This is a genomic window from Parablautia sp. Marseille-Q6255, from assembly GCF_951230155.1.
Taxonomy (GTDB): domain Bacteria; phylum Bacillota; class Clostridia; order Lachnospirales; family Lachnospiraceae; genus Choladousia.
Map to the genome: position 1 here is coordinate 87,406 of NZ_CATNVD010000013.1, position 16,223 is coordinate 103,628.

Annotated in this window: 18 protein-coding genes and 1 pseudogene; 6 read left to right on the forward strand and 13 right to left on the reverse strand. The window is 46.2% G+C overall.

Annotation, left to right across the window (positions count from 1 at the left end; translation table 11 throughout):
• Nucleotides 1-196 precede the first annotated feature (196 nt).
• Both QOX44_RS11295 and QOX44_RS11300 read left to right on the forward strand, forming a co-directional pair.
• Nucleotides 197-550 carry a DUF1292 domain-containing protein gene (locus QOX44_RS11295; protein WP_283683255.1) on the forward strand — a complete coding sequence of 118 codons (354 nt, stop codon included), beginning with the start codon at nt 197-199 and terminating at the stop codon, nt 548-550.
• 85 nt (nt 551-635) lie between these two features.
• Nucleotides 636-1,625 (forward strand): hypothetical protein, encoded by a 990-nt coding sequence (locus QOX44_RS11300; RefSeq protein ID WP_283683256.1) that lies wholly within the window; start codon nt 636-638, stop codon nt 1,623-1,625.
• A gap of 13 nt (nt 1,626-1,638) precedes the next feature.
• On the opposite strand, the gene QOX44_RS11305 is transcribed toward QOX44_RS11300, so the two are convergent.
• The 3 genes from QOX44_RS11305 to QOX44_RS11315 are packed head-to-tail and all read right to left on the reverse strand — an operon-like array spanning nt 1,639 to nt 6,185.
• On the reverse strand, nt 1,639-3,459 hold the full coding sequence (locus tag QOX44_RS11305) for an ATP-dependent helicase (RefSeq protein WP_283683257.1): 1,821 nt from the start codon (nt 3,457-3,459) through the stop codon (nt 1,639-1,641).
• Nucleotides 3,450-4,910, reverse strand: coding sequence for a glutamate--tRNA ligase (gene gltX / locus QOX44_RS11310; RefSeq protein WP_283683258.1), 1,461 nt, complete (start codon nt 4,908-4,910; stop codon nt 3,450-3,452). The genes QOX44_RS11305 and gltX overlap by 10 nt, the downstream gene beginning before the upstream one ends.
• 45 nt (nt 4,911-4,955) lie before the next feature.
• Nucleotides 4,956-6,185 carry an FtsW/RodA/SpoVE family cell cycle protein gene (locus QOX44_RS11315; protein WP_283683259.1) on the reverse strand — a complete coding sequence of 410 codons (1,230 nt, stop codon included), beginning with the start codon at nt 6,183-6,185 and terminating at the stop codon, nt 4,956-4,958.
• 317 nt (nt 6,186-6,502) lie between these two features.
• Between QOX44_RS11315 and QOX44_RS11320 the strand changes: the two genes are divergently transcribed.
• The 4 genes and pseudogenes from QOX44_RS11320 to QOX44_RS11335 form a co-directional block, all read left to right on the forward strand.
• Nucleotides 6,503-6,625 (forward strand): spore coat associated protein CotJA, encoded by a 123-nt coding sequence (locus tag QOX44_RS11320; RefSeq protein WP_283683324.1) that lies wholly within the window; start codon nt 6,503-6,505, stop codon nt 6,623-6,625.
• A gap of 54 nt (nt 6,626-6,679) precedes the next feature.
• The gene (locus QOX44_RS11325) at nt 6,680-6,868 is read left to right on the forward strand and encodes a hypothetical protein (RefSeq protein WP_283683260.1); all 189 of its coding nucleotides are present in this window, start codon (nt 6,680-6,682) and stop codon (nt 6,866-6,868) included.
• 14 nt (nt 6,869-6,882) lie between these two features.
• Entirely contained in the window at nt 6,883-7,281 is a 399-nt protein-coding gene (locus tag QOX44_RS18235) for a spore coat protein CotJB (RefSeq protein WP_334305524.1), read from the forward strand.
• A 3-nt stretch (nt 7,282-7,284) separates the two neighbouring features.
• Nucleotides 7,285-7,380: pseudogene (locus QOX44_RS11335) on the forward strand (manganese catalase family protein); the annotation flags it as partial.
• 181 nt (nt 7,381-7,561) lie between these two features.
• On the opposite strand, the gene QOX44_RS11340 reads toward QOX44_RS11335, so the two are convergent.
• The 10 genes from QOX44_RS11340 to QOX44_RS11385 form a co-directional block, all read right to left on the reverse strand.
• Nucleotides 7,562-8,038 (reverse strand): hypothetical protein, encoded by a 477-nt coding sequence (locus QOX44_RS11340; RefSeq protein ID WP_283683261.1) that lies wholly within the window; start codon nt 8,036-8,038, stop codon nt 7,562-7,564.
• On the reverse strand, nt 8,038-8,814 hold the full coding sequence (locus QOX44_RS11345) for an antA/AntB antirepressor family protein (RefSeq protein ID WP_283683262.1): 777 nt from the start codon (nt 8,812-8,814) through the stop codon (nt 8,038-8,040). The genes QOX44_RS11340 and QOX44_RS11345 overlap by 1 nt, the downstream gene beginning before the upstream one ends.
• 118 nt (nt 8,815-8,932) lie before the next feature.
• A complete protein-coding gene (locus QOX44_RS11350) occupies nt 8,933-9,079 on the reverse strand; it encodes a hypothetical protein (RefSeq protein WP_283683263.1) in 147 nt (48 codons plus the stop codon).
• Nucleotides 9,080-9,244: 165 nt separating this feature from the next.
• A complete protein-coding gene (locus tag QOX44_RS11355; protein ID WP_283683264.1) occupies nt 9,245-11,236 on the reverse strand; it encodes a glucosaminidase domain-containing protein in 1,992 nt (663 codons plus the stop codon).
• Between the two features lie 64 nt (nt 11,237-11,300).
• The gene (locus QOX44_RS11360) at nt 11,301-11,594 is read right to left on the reverse strand and encodes a phage holin family protein (protein ID WP_283683265.1); all 294 of its coding nucleotides are present in this window, start codon (nt 11,592-11,594) and stop codon (nt 11,301-11,303) included.
• 2 nt (nt 11,595-11,596) lie between these two features.
• Nucleotides 11,597-11,908 (reverse strand): branched-chain amino acid ABC transporter permease, encoded by a 312-nt coding sequence (locus QOX44_RS11365; RefSeq protein WP_283683266.1) that lies wholly within the window; start codon nt 11,906-11,908, stop codon nt 11,597-11,599.
• A 112-nt stretch (nt 11,909-12,020) separates the two neighbouring features.
• Nucleotides 12,021-12,971: a hypothetical protein gene (locus QOX44_RS11370; RefSeq protein ID WP_283683267.1), complete on the reverse strand. Its 951-nt coding sequence runs from the start codon at nt 12,969-12,971 to the stop codon at nt 12,021-12,023.
• Complete coding sequence (locus QOX44_RS11375; protein ID WP_283683268.1) at nt 12,972-13,169, reverse strand: hypothetical protein; 198 nt, start codon at nt 13,167-13,169, stop codon at nt 12,972-12,974.
• The gene (locus QOX44_RS11380; RefSeq protein ID WP_283683269.1) at nt 13,126-15,849 is read right to left on the reverse strand and encodes a hypothetical protein; all 2,724 of its coding nucleotides are present in this window, start codon (nt 15,847-15,849) and stop codon (nt 13,126-13,128) included. The genes QOX44_RS11375 and QOX44_RS11380 overlap by 44 nt, the downstream gene beginning before the upstream one ends.
• A gap of 4 nt (nt 15,850-15,853) precedes the next feature.
• The gene (locus QOX44_RS11385) at nt 15,854-16,216 is read right to left on the reverse strand and encodes a hypothetical protein (protein ID WP_283683270.1); all 363 of its coding nucleotides are present in this window, start codon (nt 16,214-16,216) and stop codon (nt 15,854-15,856) included.
• Nucleotides 16,217-16,223: the final 7 nt, after the last annotated feature.

Here is a 16,223-nt window from a genome sequence, read left to right on the forward strand (position 1 = left end):
AAGACCTGTTCTGACGGTCTGCCGCAGCGAGTTGGCGCTATGGACAAAAATTCATGTTCAGTATATCATTTCCCGGAACCTTTTGACAGTCCTATTTAAATTTTTCTGCTGCAATATTATTCTTGCCATTTTCTGTCTCATCTGTTAAAGTGTATCTATCACAAAGATTGATTACACAGATAAGAGAGGTACTGACATGAGTGATTTTGAAACATGCGGCGGAAACTGTTCCAGCTGCTCAGAGGACTGTGAAAACGGAGGAGCAACTATTACGCTCACACTGGACAACGATGAAACGATCGAGTGCTCGATCCTCACTGTATTCGAAGCTGCCGGAAACAACTACATTGCCCTGCTTCCGCTCAATGAAGAAGGTGTAAATGAAGACGGAGAGGTATTTATTTACCGCTTCCATGAAGAAAATGGCCTTCCGGTTCTTGAGAACATCGAGAGCGATGAGGAGTATGAAGCAGCTTCGGACGGCTTTGATGAGTGGATCGACTCCATGGAGTACGATGAGCTCGTTCCTGCTGACGAAGACGAAGAATAAATAATAAAAAGAGAACTTCTTGTGACAGATCCTATCCGCTCAAGAGGTTCTCTTTTTCTAAATATACACAGGGAGGTATGCTCAAATGCACGAGTGTCACGCCACAGCAGAACCAGATGAATTATTTGAAACCGGCTCCTTGAAACATTTAGTCCCCGGCAACGAAGGACGGGTACTGGACGGACGCCGTACCCCAGGCTATATTGAATCTTTTGATCCCGAAAGCTGTATGTTTATCTGGAGAATCACGGCATTTGAAGATGCGGGAAAGTGCTGGGAAATTCCCGCAGAACAAATTGAACAATATCAGTTTCGGAAGAGCTGCTCCACTCTGTCGCGTGCTGCAGTCGAAAAGCTCTCTGCGCAATGCAAAGCGTACCAGAAACAGCTTACGATACCAGTAACCAGCCAGTCTCAGGCTGCCGCCAGAGTCTCCATTGCAAAACAGGAACTGCAAACAGCTGCATGGCTGAAAGAGCATTCCCGCTTTATCCAAAAAGGAAAACGCTTTGATTTTCACGCAGCAACCGGTGATCCTGACCTGTATTGCGACCTCGAGGAATACATGCGCGCGCAGAAACTGTATGACTTAGAGCAAAAAACCGCCAGCCAGTATCTGTTAAATCCTTACTCAGGAGAATGGATAAAAGGAATGAAAATCGTTATGGCGGAAGCTGGTCTGATCTCCTATAGCGGTTCCGTTCCCCGGACCCCAGACATCTTTCAGGGGATCGGTGCAAAAGAACTTAGATGGAATTATATTCTTGCACGGACTGCATTTTTAAGAAGTGTATTCAAGCTGTCCGGAATTCTGGAAGTACCGCTGTATCGGGGGATGGCCAGTTCTTCAGACTGGATAAAAACTCCCCCAACGCTGCTGTCTGCCACGTTTTCCGCGGACACTGCAAAGGATTTTTGCGGCATGGATGACCCCGGTCTATACAGAAGTTGTTACTGGATCAAATTTTTCTGCCCTGTTGAGAATCTTTTTATGACCTTTTATGAAACAAAAGAATTGAACGAGCGCTACAAAGAGCAGGAAGCCATTATCTACTACCAGGCACCGCTCACATGACTTTCCCCGGCTGTTATTCCAGCAGCTCTTCGAGGAACTGTGACGGCTCCTGCTCTCTGCCGTAGCGTTCCTTTACATGAAAAATATGCAGTTTGTCCTTCGCCCGCGTCATCCCGACGTAAAACAGCCTTCGTTCTTCCTCAAAATCTGCTTCCACGGAGGCTTTTTTGTGCGGGATCGTCCCTTCATTTACATCCACTAAAAATACTTCTTTAAATTCCAGCCCCTTTGAGCTGTGCAGCGTCGCCAGTGTGACCGCATCCTCTTCGCTCTTTCGACTGCTTCTGCGCTCTTCCAGCCTGGCCGCATACGCCTCTATCTGCTCCTGCCACTCCTCAAAGGTACGGTACGGTCTTGCACTTTGCTGTATCTCATCAAGCAGCTCGAAAAGCTCCTCTGGTTTCATTCTCCGCGCGGCTGCATATTCTTTCAGATACTCCTCATACCCGATCCCATGCCGGATATAATTGACTGCTGCATACGGCGTCATCCCTGCAAGCAGCTTAAGATCAAGCTCCATACGGTCGATCCGATCCAGCATCCATTCTTTGTCCTCACAATATGTGCGCAGAGTTTCAAAAGAGATCACAGACGCATCGAGCATGCTTCTGCTGATATAGCGTTTCGGCCGGTTCATCACCTGCAAAAATTCCGCCCGGTCCAGACGCCTGCGTGCCAGATGGAGATACGCGCGAATATCCTGTGCGATCCAGTGCTCGTAAATATTCGGCAAGGCATCTCTCATCACAAACGGCAGATTAAATTCCATCAGACGCTGTGCAAAAGGACTGGCCCCCTGATTTGTGCGGAATAAAACCGCAATATCCGAAAGCGCCCTTCCCTGCTCCGCCGCTGTCTTAATACATTTTACCAGATACAGGCTCTCATGCTCCTGATTTTCAAATTCCTTTATATCCACCGGACTGCTGCCTGAGCGTGCAGGCCGGATCTTTTTATCAAATCGGGTCGTATTCTGTGCGATCACCCGAAGCGCAGCATGAACGATCGGCGGACTGGAGCGAAAATTCAGATCCAGCAGGATCTGTTTTGCATCCGGAAAGTCCTTTGTAAAATTCAGCATGATTTCCGGCTTTGCCCCACGAAACCGGTAGATCGACTGATCATCATCCCCTACGATAAACAGATTGTTCTGTGGTGCTGCAAGCATTCGCAGAATACGATACTGCAGCATATTAATATCCTGAAACTCATCCACCAGGATATAGCGGAACCGCCGCTGCCATGCGGCCAAAATATCTGCCCTCGCTGCAAGAAGCTCATACGTGTAGACCAGCATATCGTCGAAATCAAGAAGCCCCCTGTCTTTATGCGCTTTCTCATAGCTCTGATACAGGCTGCGGAATTTTTCCTCAGGACATGCTTTTGAATAATAATGCTGCAGATCTATCTGTTCATTTTTCACAGCGCTGATCTCTGCTGCAAGCTCCGCAAGCAGCTCTTTTTCATCCTCCGCGGCAAATTTCATCTCACGCATAAGCTGTCTGAGAATCCCAAACTTTTTTTCCTCCGTGAGAATATTTGCCGCTGTAAAATGATATGCCTGTTTCAGTATGCCAAAAAATACAGCATGAAATGTCCCAAAAGTCACACCGGAAGCGCGGCAGACCGTACCAAAACGAAGCCTCATCTCATTCGCTGCGGCTTTCGTAAAGGTAATGACCAGTATTTCCTGCGGCTTAACGCCGTACTGTTCTACCAGATATTTTGTTCTCTGTGTAATTACGAGGGTTTTTCCGGAACCGGGACCGGCAAGTACCATAGCCGGTCCCGTCCCATGGGCGATCGCCCTTGACTGTGCATCGCTTATCTGCATGTTTCTCCTAATAATTCTATTGCTTTTCTGATCCGTACAAGAGATTCCTCTTTTCCAAGGATCTCCATGATCTCCGTCGCGCCGGCCGGAGTCATCTGTTTACCTGATACTGCCACGCGCAGCGGCCACATGACGAAATTTACCTTGCAGCCCTTTTCCTCCACATACGCCTTAAGCATATCAAAAAGCGCGTTATTGCTGAAATCCTCCTGTGCCTCCAGTTTTGGGAGCAGCTCTGTGAGTACCTCCAGACAGGATTCCTGTGTCGTCTTGGATTTTTTGTGTGCAAACATGGCGGGATCATACTCTGGAAGCTTCTCAAAGAAATCTACCATCTCCATAATATCCGGATAGACCTCAATCCTTGTCTTGACCATCTGCGCGATCTTTCTAAAATCAAACTCGCGTGAGATCGCTTTTTTAAGATAAGGCAGCGCTGCTTCATAAAACTTCTCATCATCCATCGCCTTTAAATACTCTCCGTTCATCCAGCGCAGCTTCTGAACATCAAATACAGCAGGAGATTTGCTCATATGATGGTAATCAAACGCTTCTACCAGCTCCTGCAGGGAGAATATTTCTCTGTTGTCCTCCGGGCACCAGCCAAGGAGCGCCACGTAGTTCACGATCGCCTCAGAGACAAAGCCCTGCTCCAGAAGATCCTCGTAGGAGGAATGTCCGGAACGCTTGGAAAGCTTCTTATGCTCCTCATTGGTGATCAGCGGACAGTGCACATAAACCGGAACTTCCCAGCCAAACGCCTCATAAAGCCGGTTATATTTTGGTGCAGAAGAAAGGTATTCATTACCGCGCACCACATGTGTGATCCCCATCAAATGATCATCCACAACATTTGCAAAATTGTAGGTCGGATATCCGTCTGACTTGATCAGGATCATATCATCAAGCTCTGCATTTGGCACCTCGATCGTTCCATAGATCTCATCCACAAATTTCGTTGTGCCTTCCTTTGGAACATTCTGGCGGATGACAAAGGGCACACCTGCAGCAAGCTTTGCCTCGATCTCCTCCTTCGGAAGATGCAGGCAGTGCTTGTCATAGACAACGATCTCCTTTCCTGCCACCTCCTGCTTCAGAGATTCCAGACGTTCTTTGTCACAGAAGCAGTAATACGCTTCTCCTTTTTCTATCAGCTTTTTCGCGTACTCCATGTAAATGCCTGCCTTCTGGCGCTCACTCTGCACATAGGGACCGCAGCCGCCGTCCTTATCAGGACCTTCATCATGGATCAGACCTGTTTTTTCCAGCGTGCGGTTGATGATCTCAACCGCGCCCTCGACATAGCGTTCCTGATCGGTATCCTCGATGCGCAGCATAAATGTACCGCCCTCATGCTTTGCGATCAGATACGCATACAGTGCTGTTCTTAAATTTCCTACATGCATCCGCCCTGTCGGACTCGGTGCAAATCTTGTCTTTACATTACTCATAATCTCTAACACTCCTCGTTTTGCATCTATTGTTCTTTTATTTTCTTATGACCGAAAACGGATCTGCCGTGATACACTTAAAGCCAGCGCCATCTCTGCCATTAAAAACAAAATTGATGTACCTCCATAGCTGACGAACGGAAGCGTGATCCCTGTCGTGGGGATCAGGTTCGTCACAACCGCGATGTTGAGCACCACCTGCAGCGCAATGTGGACAAAAATACCGGAAGCGATCAATGATCCCAAAAGATCCGGAGCATTCTGTGCAATAAAAAACAGGCGGTACAGCATAAAAACAAACATCAGTATCACAAGAGCTGCACCGAACACGCCAAGCTCCTCGCAGATGATAGAAAAGATCATATCATTTTGCGCCTCAGGAAGCGCACCGAGCTTCTGCGTACTGTTGCCCAGTCCCTTGCCAAAAAAGCCTCCCGATCCGATCGCATACAAGGCCTGCATGACCTGATAGCCTCCAAGGCTTGCATAGGATTCCGGATCGAGCCATACCTTCACACGCTGGATACGAAAGCTTCCGCCGCTTCCCGCCATGTTGACCAGAATCACCACCAATATCCCGATCAGTACTGCTCCAACACCCCCCGCGATCACAAAAGGCGCCGTCTTTGGATGCGCAATAAAAATCAAAACCACTGTAATCCCGGCAATGATCACGGCTGTACTCAGGTTTTCTGTAAAAATATAAGTGCAGCCGGAAGCCAGCATGCCGAACCCGAATACGATCAGCGGAGGTTTAAATCCCCGCAGCTTATACCCCATTTTTACGATCAGAACAGGCAAAAACAGGATAACCGCAAGCTTTGCAAGCTCCGCCGGCTGAAAAGAGATCGGTCCAAAATAAATCCATCGTTTTGCACCGTTTACCTCCCGCCCGATAAACTTCGTAATAACAAGGAAAAAGACTGCGATCCAGTATATCGGCACCGCAAATCTCGCAATAAAATGATAATCAATCTGTGAACCGATCAGCGCCAGTATAAATGCACCGATACTGATGATCGCCTGTTTACGGAAATACGTCATATCACTCCCGTTTGGCTCGAGCATCGCTTCATAAGCACTTGTACTATAGAGCATCACAAGTCCAAAGCAGGTCAGCAAAATAACGATCGCCAGCAGATTATAATCAAAGTAGTCTCTGTCTGTGCTGAATACTTTCTGCACATATCCCGGCCGCTTCCTGGCTGCCGCAGCTTTTCCCGGAGGCATCCGTCTCTTTTGGACCGGCCGCAAATGTTGTGATCTGTTTGCCATACTATCCCTTCAATTTCTTTTTCTGTACATGCTTTTATAAATTACCCGGTAATCATATCATATCTGATCTGCTTTTTCCAGTATTACTGCCAATAATTTTCCCTGCTCCCCTCCCCTGCCCAAGTTTTTCTTCTGCCCTGCCGGATGATTAGCACTTTTCTTTCTTTTTCATATTGTGATAATGTAACTGCTATTTCTTTTAGAAAGGAGCCAATATGTCTGATTTCCAACACTCCGGTTGCCGATGCAGCTGTCATTCTTCTGACAGAACAGACGCAATATACCGCTGTCTGGCTGAGTCAGATGCCCCTCTGGCCATGGGATACGTGCCATGCCAGTCCTGGGGCGTCACTTATGATCTCTGTCATGCCCTGCATACCGGAACCATCTTTCCAGAACTGCACAAGCCATTTTGCGGGAAAGGAGGAAAATGTCGATGAACCGAACCAATTACAACAATATGAACTGCCGGACCAGAAGCATGCCGCGATGCAATGAAATGCCACGGTGCAACGACATGCCGCGATGCAATGAAATGCCACGGTGCAACGACATGCCGCGATGCAATGAAATACCACGATGCAACGACATGCCACGATGCAATGAGATGCCGCGATGCAACGACATGCCACGATGCAATGACATGCCGCGGTGCAGCGACATGCCACGGCGCAACGACATGACGCGATGCAATGAAATGCCGCAGCGGGACGTCTGCACCTGTCCCCCGGCAGGCCATACTTCCCCCACGTGCACAGACTCAGGAGACCGGAATACTCCATGTACAGGTAACCCCCGCCCCTGTGACTGCCGCGAGGAGCAAATAGAGATCCCCACCGGCGACCGCAGGAAACTCTTCACTTTTATAAATGAGGTCAGCTTTGCCGTTTACGAAGCACTGTTGTATCTCGATACACACCCGGACTGCGAAGAAGCGCTTCATTATTTTAAAAAATACAATCAGCTCCGCAATCGCGCGCTTAAAGCATATGAGCATGCATACGGACCCCTCGTCATTTCTGTAGCCGACGAGTCCTGCAGCAGGTCATGGGAATGGATGAACCAGCCATGGCCATGGGAAGGAGGTATGTGTTAAATTATGTGGAATTATGAAAAAAGACTGCAGTACCCGGTCAATATCAAAACGCCAAATGCAAAAATCGCACAGATCATCATGAGTCAGTACGGTGGCCCGTATTGCAGTAACCTATAGGAATCAGAAATGTAATTTTATGCAATAATTATACCAAAGAAATCAGATATGTCCATACTTATTTTATGATCGCTGAGAACCCAGCTGCTTTCAGGTGCTTCATCAACATCTCTACACGAAGAGAGCGGTTGCCCGCTCCCTGTGTGATTGCTTTTATTATGTATTATGCCGTTCTACGTAAGCATCGTCTTCTACTTTCCTTACATTCGTGAGCAATAAAAAGCAATGTATCTTCAACTTCTGCCTTTACCCCAAGATATTGTACATATGAAGCTCTGCCCTGTTGAAACATCAGCTCCAAATTTACTAAATTGATTCTCCCTCTACGCTGCATAAATAAATCCGCTTCATGACTGCCTTGCTTCTGCATCTCCCATATATCATTAAGCTTCTCTGACAATTCACTTATCATTTGACAGTGTTTATAATTACATTTGCTCAGCATAATTAAATTTTTACATTTTAAAACACCAAGCGGAATACCCATATATCGCGAGATTCCTGCCAGTTCAGTATCTGTCAAATCTTCTTTTCCTGCAAAAACCGCCTTCATCAACTCTCCAGTCACATTCGCAAAATCGGCATAGGCAGGTGTTCCATATGGATGATAGTTTCGTAACTCCATTAAATTAATCTGCATCACGCCACCTCCCCTGCGGAGATACCGTACTTAATAGCCATTTCTTTTATGATTGCTATGTAGCCCTCTATCAACTTTGGATCATCAGCAATTACATCAAGCTGATTTAATTTGTCCAGCTTCGACTTGCACATACCATTCAGGGCATTTGTCTTTTTCTTATTCGCCAACCGAATATTTAAAGCTACATGCATGCGCTCCTCTAATGTTTTATACGACTGTTCACGCACCGCCTTGATGTGCTCCACTCCGCCGAGTTCAAAAGCAATCTTATTGATGATATTACTGCTTTCCTTTCTCCATGCATTTGGTCTTAGAGCAACCACATCTTTGATGGAATCCACTTTACTGTCCAGTTCCGCCAGCTTCTGATCGTGTTCCTTCTGCTTCATTTCCATATTGATTAGTAACTGGAGCTGTGGAGAAAACTCTGCCAGATCAGACTTCGCAGATTTGTATTTCTTCTCCACTTGGATAAAATACCGGCGCACCTGTTTTCCTTTCTCATTGCGCTCCAACATTGCCATTTCTTTGGCGGTGTCGAGTTTGATGATATACTCCTTAATCCTCCCACCGTTTTCTAAATTTTTAGAAATCGCTTCAAAGTCCTCATTTTCTGCCGCTTCACAGTCATTCAAACGATTCTTAATCCAATCTGCAAACTTACTCCTTACTTCCAGTACCGCATGCAACTCTGTGCCATAAACAACCTTTTCGCCTGCACTTGTCTCGTAAACTGGTACTAACTCATTTTCAATAACTTTTAAGCTTTGCATAATAAAAATCTCCTTTCGATTTATCTTGAAAGAAGCCCCATTCTGCATTATAATATTTACAGAAGGAAACTTCTTTGGTGGAAACGCTCGTTGACTTGGTAGGTTGGTCGGGCGTTTCTTATTTTTTTAGTTCATCGTCGATTTTTTCATTGAGCCATTCTGACTTTGTCTTTTTCTGTTCGGATAATTTCTGTTCAAACTTCAACATTTTTTCTTTATCCACAGCTACGCTAAACGTTTTTTGTCTTTCTCTTCTGGCTTTCATGTAATCGGCTCTGCTTTTCTCCGCGATTATTCTCACCTCTTTTCGTTACGCGTTACATATAATATATTTGTGTTACGCGTAATTGTCAAGAGGTTTTTCAAAATTTCCCCGTCCTACCTACGGAATCAAAAAGAGCGCAGCATTTCGCTACGCCCTAAAATATGTTTATTTTATAATCGCTGAAAATCCAGCTGCTTTCAGGCGTTTTACCAACGCTTTGGCGTTTTTACGCACACTAAACACGCCACACTGGACCACCCATTGAGCATCGCGCTTTTTAATCAGCGCATCGAATCCGGCTTTCTTCAGCTTTCTGAACAGTTTCTCTGCGTTTGCCTTTACCGCAAATACTCCCGCCTGCACGATATACTCGTTGCTGCTCGCACGCCGGCGGATGATGTATCCGACACGCTGGTTGTCATACTGGCCGTCACCGTACCAGCTCTTGTAGGTTGCACCTTCGCCGGATCCTTTGCAGTAGGCATGGCCCGCGTCGTACCACTTACCGCTTCCGGCATAGATGTTTGTGTGCTGCATCGTTACATATGTCACGATGTCACCCGGCTGCAGGTCGCCCGATGTGATCAGCTGTTTGACTGTCTTGTTGCCGATCTTAATCAGATCACAAGTCTTTGTGACGGCTGCTTTTGTACCTGCTCCCCATGAGATTGTACCACCGAGTTTGCCATAAAAGATGCCGGTATCCTGTGGAATCAAACCTGCCTCTTTTAATGCCCAACGCGCAAGTAAAGCGCAGTTGCAGGCTCTCTTTCCTTTTTTCAGTGCCTTGTTCCACTGCTCCTCGAGATACTTTGACGGGTTCCGGTATTCCCAACTCTTTCCCGCTGCAATGTCTGCTTTAAGCTGCTTCTGGAACACCTTGCACACTGCGATAATATCACCGCTGATCTGCGCCGCCGGCGGATAGATCTGTGTACCGGACTCATCGTATACTCTGTATCCCGGATGATCGTCCGCACACTTTTTAGCCTTTGTCAGGTTGTGATAAGCTCCGATCTGGCTCTTTGCATCCGCCCACGACTTGCGTACGCGGTACCACTGCTGATCTGGAGTGTCTGGCAGGATCTCTCCGGATGCCTGATCGTATTTGTCCAGATCAAAACGCTCAATGATATTGCAGATCTTATCAACGTAATTGACATCTGTCGCATAGCCGCCGCGCTTAATCAACTCAATCTGATCGCGGTAGTTTTTGCAGTCCTGGATACCATCGTAGCGCAGCTTACTTCCATTCTGAGCGCCAAGCAGATATGCGCAGCGATCGGCAATGCTGTCCTCAATGCACGGATATCTTCTAAAATCGGCGTAGATGTAGTACGTGTTACCGGAGGCATCCTGCTCCGGCGTGCGGATATTTACCTTGCTCTTGCCATCCCATGTGCTGCCCGGCCATGTATTGCCCGACAGAGTTGTCTTCATTCCGCACACGTTATTTGCTTTCTTCGCGAGCTCCGTGGTGCAGTATCCGCTCTCCAAGATCGTCTGCGCCGCACAGACAGAGGCAAATAGGTCATTCTTCTCGGCGATCGGGCGGCTGATTTCAAGGAGTCTTGCCGCGGCTGCCGTCTCGGACAGACCTGCAAACTCTGATGTCTGCGTACCTGTGGTTGCTTCCTGCTCCCCGGTCAGACGGCTCTTGAATTCATCCCACGTCCATGCAGTCTTATATTTATTGTTGTGTACATACGGTGCCGGGCAGGTCTTATTTACGATGTCGTAATGGCGCAGAACATGATCTGCCGGAATACCATTTTCTCGCATAAGCTTCTGTACAAGCCATACGCATGCTTCCTGTGTCTCTTTCGTGAAATACCACTTCTTATCCTCTGCGCTGGCAGAATTGCCGTCACACTTGCAGCACATCTCAATACTGATCGTATTTGCGTTTCGGGCTTCCGGATGTTTTTGTTTGTACACTCCTGCCGTGCCTACCGCCCAGACAACTGCATCAAGACTGCACCGCTGATAGATTGTGCCGTCCCAGTAAATGTAAAAGTGTGCGCCTGATCCATCCGGACTCAGATCGTGATTCTGTCCGACCACACCTAGATAGTGCACTGCAATATATTTCTTCTTGTTTCCCCACTGCGGCACTCTGTTCTTGCTTACTGCATTTATAATTTTTCTTTCGCTCATTGTGTCTCCTTTCTTCTATTCTGCATCGTAAAAATGGCGGCTCATTCGCCGCCACTCTACATCGCTATTCCGATTTTCCTGCCTGTTTGATAATCTGATTTACGTATGTACTCAATCCAGCTACCAGTATGCCCTGCACGATCGCCGTAAATATCGCCATCGCGATCTCCTGCGGCGACGACATCGGGCACGTCGCCACCACCCAGATACCCGACAGCACGATACCAAGCATACCTAATGCAGCGGGTATATACTTGTCGGTAAACGCCTGTGTGTGCTTCAGTCCTGCGCCGATAAAGTACAGTACGACTGCCAGTATTAACAGTTCCGGTTTTACGTAATTTAAAATCTGTTCCATCTCTACCCCTCCATATCATGCGCCTGTTTATTCAGGTGCTTTTCTATTTTGTTGATCGCTTCCGTCACAGGTCCATTGCAGCCCTGTTCTCGCAGCCCTTTTAAACAGGCAAGCAGTCCATAAGTGATCAGGCACTGCTCCTCGTTAATTGCTTTTATGTCCTCTTCATGCGCGGATCGTAGCTTCTTGATTTCTTCGCCCTGCAGCTTAGGCTGCATAATAAATCTGATTATCGCAGCAATCAGCCCTATGATCACGCCTGCGGCAGTGATCAGAGCTGCGGCTTTAATAATTGTGTCTACATCAATATACATTATGTCTTATCCTTTCCGGTTATTATTATTTCAACTTTTTAAGTCGGTGCTCTAATCATAAAAAACCTCCCTCCTGGTAAAATATCGGAAAAAGTAATTGGCTTTTAATTATCTACTTAATAATCCAACATCCACATACCGCAATATTACCTGCCGGGGCCACGGTTTTTGCAGATGTATAATTTTCATACACCGTTACTGTCACAGTACGGCCTTGCACATATGCTACTGCACGCTTTGTAAAGTCCGCTCCTGCGACCGTATATGTAGTCAATGGCATAAACATAAAAGGATTCAGTGCGTCATCTTTAGTTGTTACAAAATTCATCGGCTCTGGACTTTTGGCTGTACACGTTGCCCTGAAAAATATTACTTTACCAACACGAATAGCTTTGTAATCAATTGCAGCCCCCCAGTTAAACTTGTTCGTGACGTCCTCGATATCTGCTTTATTCTTGTTTAGTTTATCAAGTTCGCCCTGGATGTCTTTCCCCTGCCGTCCGTCCAACACCGTTCCTTCTTTGGTTGTGGCCCGATTATTTACGATTTCCGGCACATTTGATAAATCTCCATAGTCTCCAGTAAATGCTATATTTTTAAGATCCGCAAACCACTTCTTGATTTTTCCAAACGTGGTTGCAGTACTCTCACCCGTATTGATGTTCTCACGAGTTTCCGCTTCAGAAAACTTCACGGTTTTCCCTGAGATATCTCCCAACACATACGCACCTGCGGCCTCAGCCGCCTTGCGGGCTGCTTCTGCTGCCAGATCAGCTGCTTCTTTCGCCTCGTTCGCCGCATTTGTCGCTGCAATCGAGTTTGTAATGGCTGTCCTAATCTCCTGCGTAAATGCCTGCTGGATCTCTTCTGTGGCATTTTGCAGTTCATTCTCAAAATCTTCATACGATACGATTCGCTTCACGACTCCCGGTGCAAAGCAAACATAAAGTGTCCGCCCCGTAGGACTCACCGGATCTCCAGACGTCACGACTGCAAGTTCCGCCGTAACCATCTTGTTCGGGTCAAAATCTTTAAAATCTCCGTGTCTGTGCTGTATTGCCATTTAATTGTCCTCCAGTTTACCGGTAATCATAGACTCGATAGCCTTAATATTTTCCAGCAGATCCCCAACAGCATAAAAGGTTGGTGATTTGGCATTTTTTCTGATGATTTTTCCATTTTCATCTGCCTGATTGTATGTTACCGATATTGCGTACTCACCCCCGTGATTCATGATACTGATAATTTTGATAGCTTTCATTTAACAGCTCCTCCTCTTCTTTATTTATCATGTATACTTCTTGTTTCAGATTGAATTCTATGTCATCGTCATATTCTTTTAACATTGCGGTTTCCAAGCTTTCCATCTCCGCATCATATTGCTCAACTTTACTGTTTTCTTCATTTTGCAAGTCAACTTCTTCCATCCTTTTATTTTCCGAATTGATTTCCGTACATTTTATAGACCAAGAAAACTTCAGGCCGGCAGTTCCTTTCACGACAAAAAAAGAAGGCTCTTTCAAATCTACCCACAGATCGCCTTGTCCCTCTTTTTGTAAAAACACCTGATATTCGATGTCCGTATTAACCGCAGTCAAAAACACTGGATCAATATCCACATAGGCAACTCCTCTTTCGTTCGTAACACCTGTTCCGACATCTTCGCAAACCGGCATTGCACTTCTTCCCATATAGATTTCTCGCAAAACAGGGTTATTGTAATTCGCGGAATTTATATTGATATTTTTCACAAAATCTTTTGCCCGTACTTCTTTTGTTACGTCCAAATTTCCGGTTATGCCAGATGATTTGCCAGAGCTAAATCCGCCCGCCAAATTAGCTTTTTGACTGGATGATAAGCCTCCCGTAGATACACTATTTGCTGACATGTCACCAGCTGTTAATGTGCGCGGAATCAATACCCTGTCTCTTGTGATGTTGATTTCGGACCTCCCCTGTATACCGATGTCGACCGAATAAAATCCGTTTACACCGATACCAGCCAAGTATGAATCCCCTGATATTAAAACATATTCTCCACCTGCATACACAAGGGCATCGGTAAGGTGAGATATGACCGGAGATATACTGCCTGCGTAATCATCATAGTTAAGATCTGCTTCCTGATAAAATGTGATATTCCCTTGTTTTATATTCATATATCCGGAATTGTCTTGTTTTTCTGTGATGAATTCCGAACCCTCAATTTTGCTCCCGGAAAAATCAGCCGCCTGCAGATTGCCGGAGAATGTGCCTCCTGCTGCTTGCAGATTGCCAGAGAACGTACCCTTGTTAAAATTGACCCCGGTATTATCAATGTACCCAATCTGCCTTCCTGTCGCATCTAATATCCTAAGTTTTCCATTTCCATTGCTGATGCCGCCCAACGTCAGCGTTCCGCCGTGTGCCCAATCAAAGTTGATGCCGATCACAGACAGCATATTGAGTACTGCATTCCCATTGCTGTCAAATCCTGCCTTCCACGTTGTCGATGAATCGGTGCCACGATAATTTTCTGTCACCCAAAATCCATCAATACCGGACTTGTACACGATCTTAGACTCCGACAACTTGGGCTTATCGTGCCGGTACGCCAGTATACTTCCGTCTGCCTGCTTTACTGTTGTCGCATAAAATCCCATCGTATTCGCGGCGAGCTGGTTCATGTTCTGGACGGCAATGTCGTAAGCATCCAGCTTTCGCCCTGTTTCTTGATTTGTCTTCGCGATAATACGAGTCTGGGCGTTATATTTCGTGTAATTTTTCTCTGTCGGCGTTTCCGCGGAACAAGCTATGCTTTGTTTTCCGCCAAGCGAAAACGTCGTATTTGTAACCAATGTATAAATTACCGGTGACTGCTCTGAAACTGATACCAGCGCACAATCGCCTGCCTCAATCGCAGGATCTGACTGCGCAGAAATCGTCATCGGGCGAAACGCATTATAAACCAGCTTTGCCCCAACGTGCCGTGCCACAGCTTTCACATCTGTATCACTTATGATTAAAGGATTGTTTTCCAGTACAATCATATAGCCTTCTTTTCCATATACTGCTTCCGGCGCTGATTCAGATCCTGCCTTCAGCCCAATCACCTTTACTCCTGTAATAACTATATCATCCGTATTAATATCTTTAGACTGCAGATCATGAAAATGATGATAGTCCGACATTGTTGCGAATCCATCATAATATACATCTCCGGTATCCCATGGCATAAATGCGCCGCCATGTAAATCATCGCCAGTCGAATACGGCATATCCTTATCAAAAATTCCGCCCCAAATATTTACATCGTTATCGAATGCATACCAGCCAAACTGCAGCTTATCTAACCGGTCAATCCGCGCATAGCAGCCCATGATCTGAGCAGCATGCGATATGACATCCCGAAATGTCAGTGCCTCATCCGATGGTCTGGAGGAGACAATGTACTTACTGTTCTGCACTGTGCTCGTATCAAATGCCATCTGACAGCACGTGCACGCATCGCGGATAATATCTAACAATGTCGCCGGATACTGCAAGCTGCTTTCACTGTATGGTCGGTCAAAAAACAACATACTATCGTACGCTGTGATAGAAATTGTTTCTACTCCGACTGCCTTCACAATGCGGAATACACCCTTTCTTAATATCTCCCAGCTACCGTCTGCAAGCTTCAGGCCGATGTCGGCGACAATGTTCGCGCCCTCAAATACATATCCGTTAAACTTTCCATCGAAGTTACTCAGTGTAATTGAGTATTCCTTTATGATTGCAGCTCCGATCTGAAACTTACCGGATTCCGTAGTGGCATCATTGACCATATAGGCGATCACGTCATCGAGCGACAACTGAAGTTTTCTGCCGTCTGAAAATGTGATCGTATCTCGAATGCAAAATTCTCGATTCCCCACATTCCCCGCGATCATTTCTTTATATGCTTTGCTCGTATGAATCATGTTCTCACCTCTGTATTACATCAACTGACACGCTACGGTACCAGTAATGCCCATCTCCAATGTCTCCTAAAATATCTTTTGATAATGTTCCTCGATAGGATTCAATCGTGATATCTATCCCGTCGTCTCGAAAAGTAAACGGGAAAAATCCGGCGATCAATCGGCTTTTAATGAGTCTCACGTCTTCTTCTGTGAGGTATTCCCATTTGATTCCGACATTCTTTTTTTCCGAGATCACATCTCCAACCATGCGTCCTGATAACGTTCGACCGGTATCAGATGTCCAGATGATCTCATCTGATACGCTGATCGACGTCGGCGCCGGAAGCACGACATTCCCAGATTTTAAAATTTCTCCTTTTTTCATCCTGCCT

What these genes read in the sequence shown, in the direction of transcription:
- QOX44_RS11365 (WP_283683266.1), bottom strand. Translation starts at nt 11,908, where the DNA reads ATGTATATTGATGTAGACACAATTATTAAAGCCGCAGCTCTGATCACT.
- QOX44_RS11375 (WP_283683268.1), bottom strand. Translation starts at nt 13,169, where the DNA reads ATGAAAGCTATCAAAATTATCAGTATCATGAATCACGGGGGTGAGTAC.
- QOX44_RS11380 (WP_283683269.1), bottom strand. Translation starts at nt 15,849, where the DNA reads ATGATTCATACGAGCAAAGCATATAAAGAAATGATCGCGGGGAATGTG.
- QOX44_RS11340 (WP_283683261.1), bottom strand. Translation starts at nt 8,038, where the DNA reads ATGCAGATTAATTTAATGGAGTTACGAAACTATCATCCATATGGAACA.
- QOX44_RS11315 (WP_283683259.1), bottom strand. Translation starts at nt 6,185, where the DNA reads ATGGCAAACAGATCACAACATTTGCGGCCGGTCCAAAAGAGACGGATG.
- QOX44_RS11350 (WP_283683263.1), bottom strand. Translation starts at nt 9,079, where the DNA reads ATGAAAGCCAGAAGAGAAAGACAAAAAACGTTTAGCGTAGCTGTGGAT.
- QOX44_RS11360 (WP_283683265.1), bottom strand. Translation starts at nt 11,594, where the DNA reads ATGGAACAGATTTTAAATTACGTAAAACCGGAACTGTTAATACTGGCA.
- QOX44_RS11385 (WP_283683270.1), bottom strand. Translation starts at nt 16,216, where the DNA reads ATGAAAAAAGGAGAAATTTTAAAATCTGGGAATGTCGTGCTTCCGGCG.
- gltX (WP_283683258.1), bottom strand. Translation starts at nt 4,910, where the DNA reads ATGAGTAATGTAAAGACAAGATTTGCACCGAGTCCGACAGGGCGGATG.
- QOX44_RS11325 (WP_283683260.1), top strand. Translation starts at nt 6,680, where the DNA reads ATGAAATGCCACGGTGCAACGACATGCCGCGATGCAATGAAATGCCAC.
- QOX44_RS11320 (WP_283683324.1), top strand. Translation starts at nt 6,503, where the DNA reads ATGGGATACGTGCCATGCCAGTCCTGGGGCGTCACTTATGATCTCTGT.
- QOX44_RS11370 (WP_283683267.1), bottom strand. Translation starts at nt 12,971, where the DNA reads ATGGCAATACAGCACAGACACGGAGATTTTAAAGATTTTGACCCGAAC.
- QOX44_RS11345 (WP_283683262.1), bottom strand. Translation starts at nt 8,814, where the DNA reads ATGCAAAGCTTAAAAGTTATTGAAAATGAGTTAGTACCAGTTTACGAG.
- QOX44_RS11295 (WP_283683255.1), top strand. Translation starts at nt 197, where the DNA reads ATGAGTGATTTTGAAACATGCGGCGGAAACTGTTCCAGCTGCTCAGAG.
- QOX44_RS11355 (WP_283683264.1), bottom strand. Translation starts at nt 11,236, where the DNA reads ATGAGCGAAAGAAAAATTATAAATGCAGTAAGCAAGAACAGAGTGCCG.
- QOX44_RS18235 (WP_334305524.1), top strand. Translation starts at nt 6,883, where the DNA reads ATGCCGCAGCGGGACGTCTGCACCTGTCCCCCGGCAGGCCATACTTCC.
- QOX44_RS11305 (WP_283683257.1), bottom strand. Translation starts at nt 3,459, where the DNA reads ATGCAGATAAGCGATGCACAGTCAAGGGCGATCGCCCATGGGACGGGA.
- QOX44_RS11300 (WP_283683256.1), top strand. Translation starts at nt 636, where the DNA reads ATGCACGAGTGTCACGCCACAGCAGAACCAGATGAATTATTTGAAACC.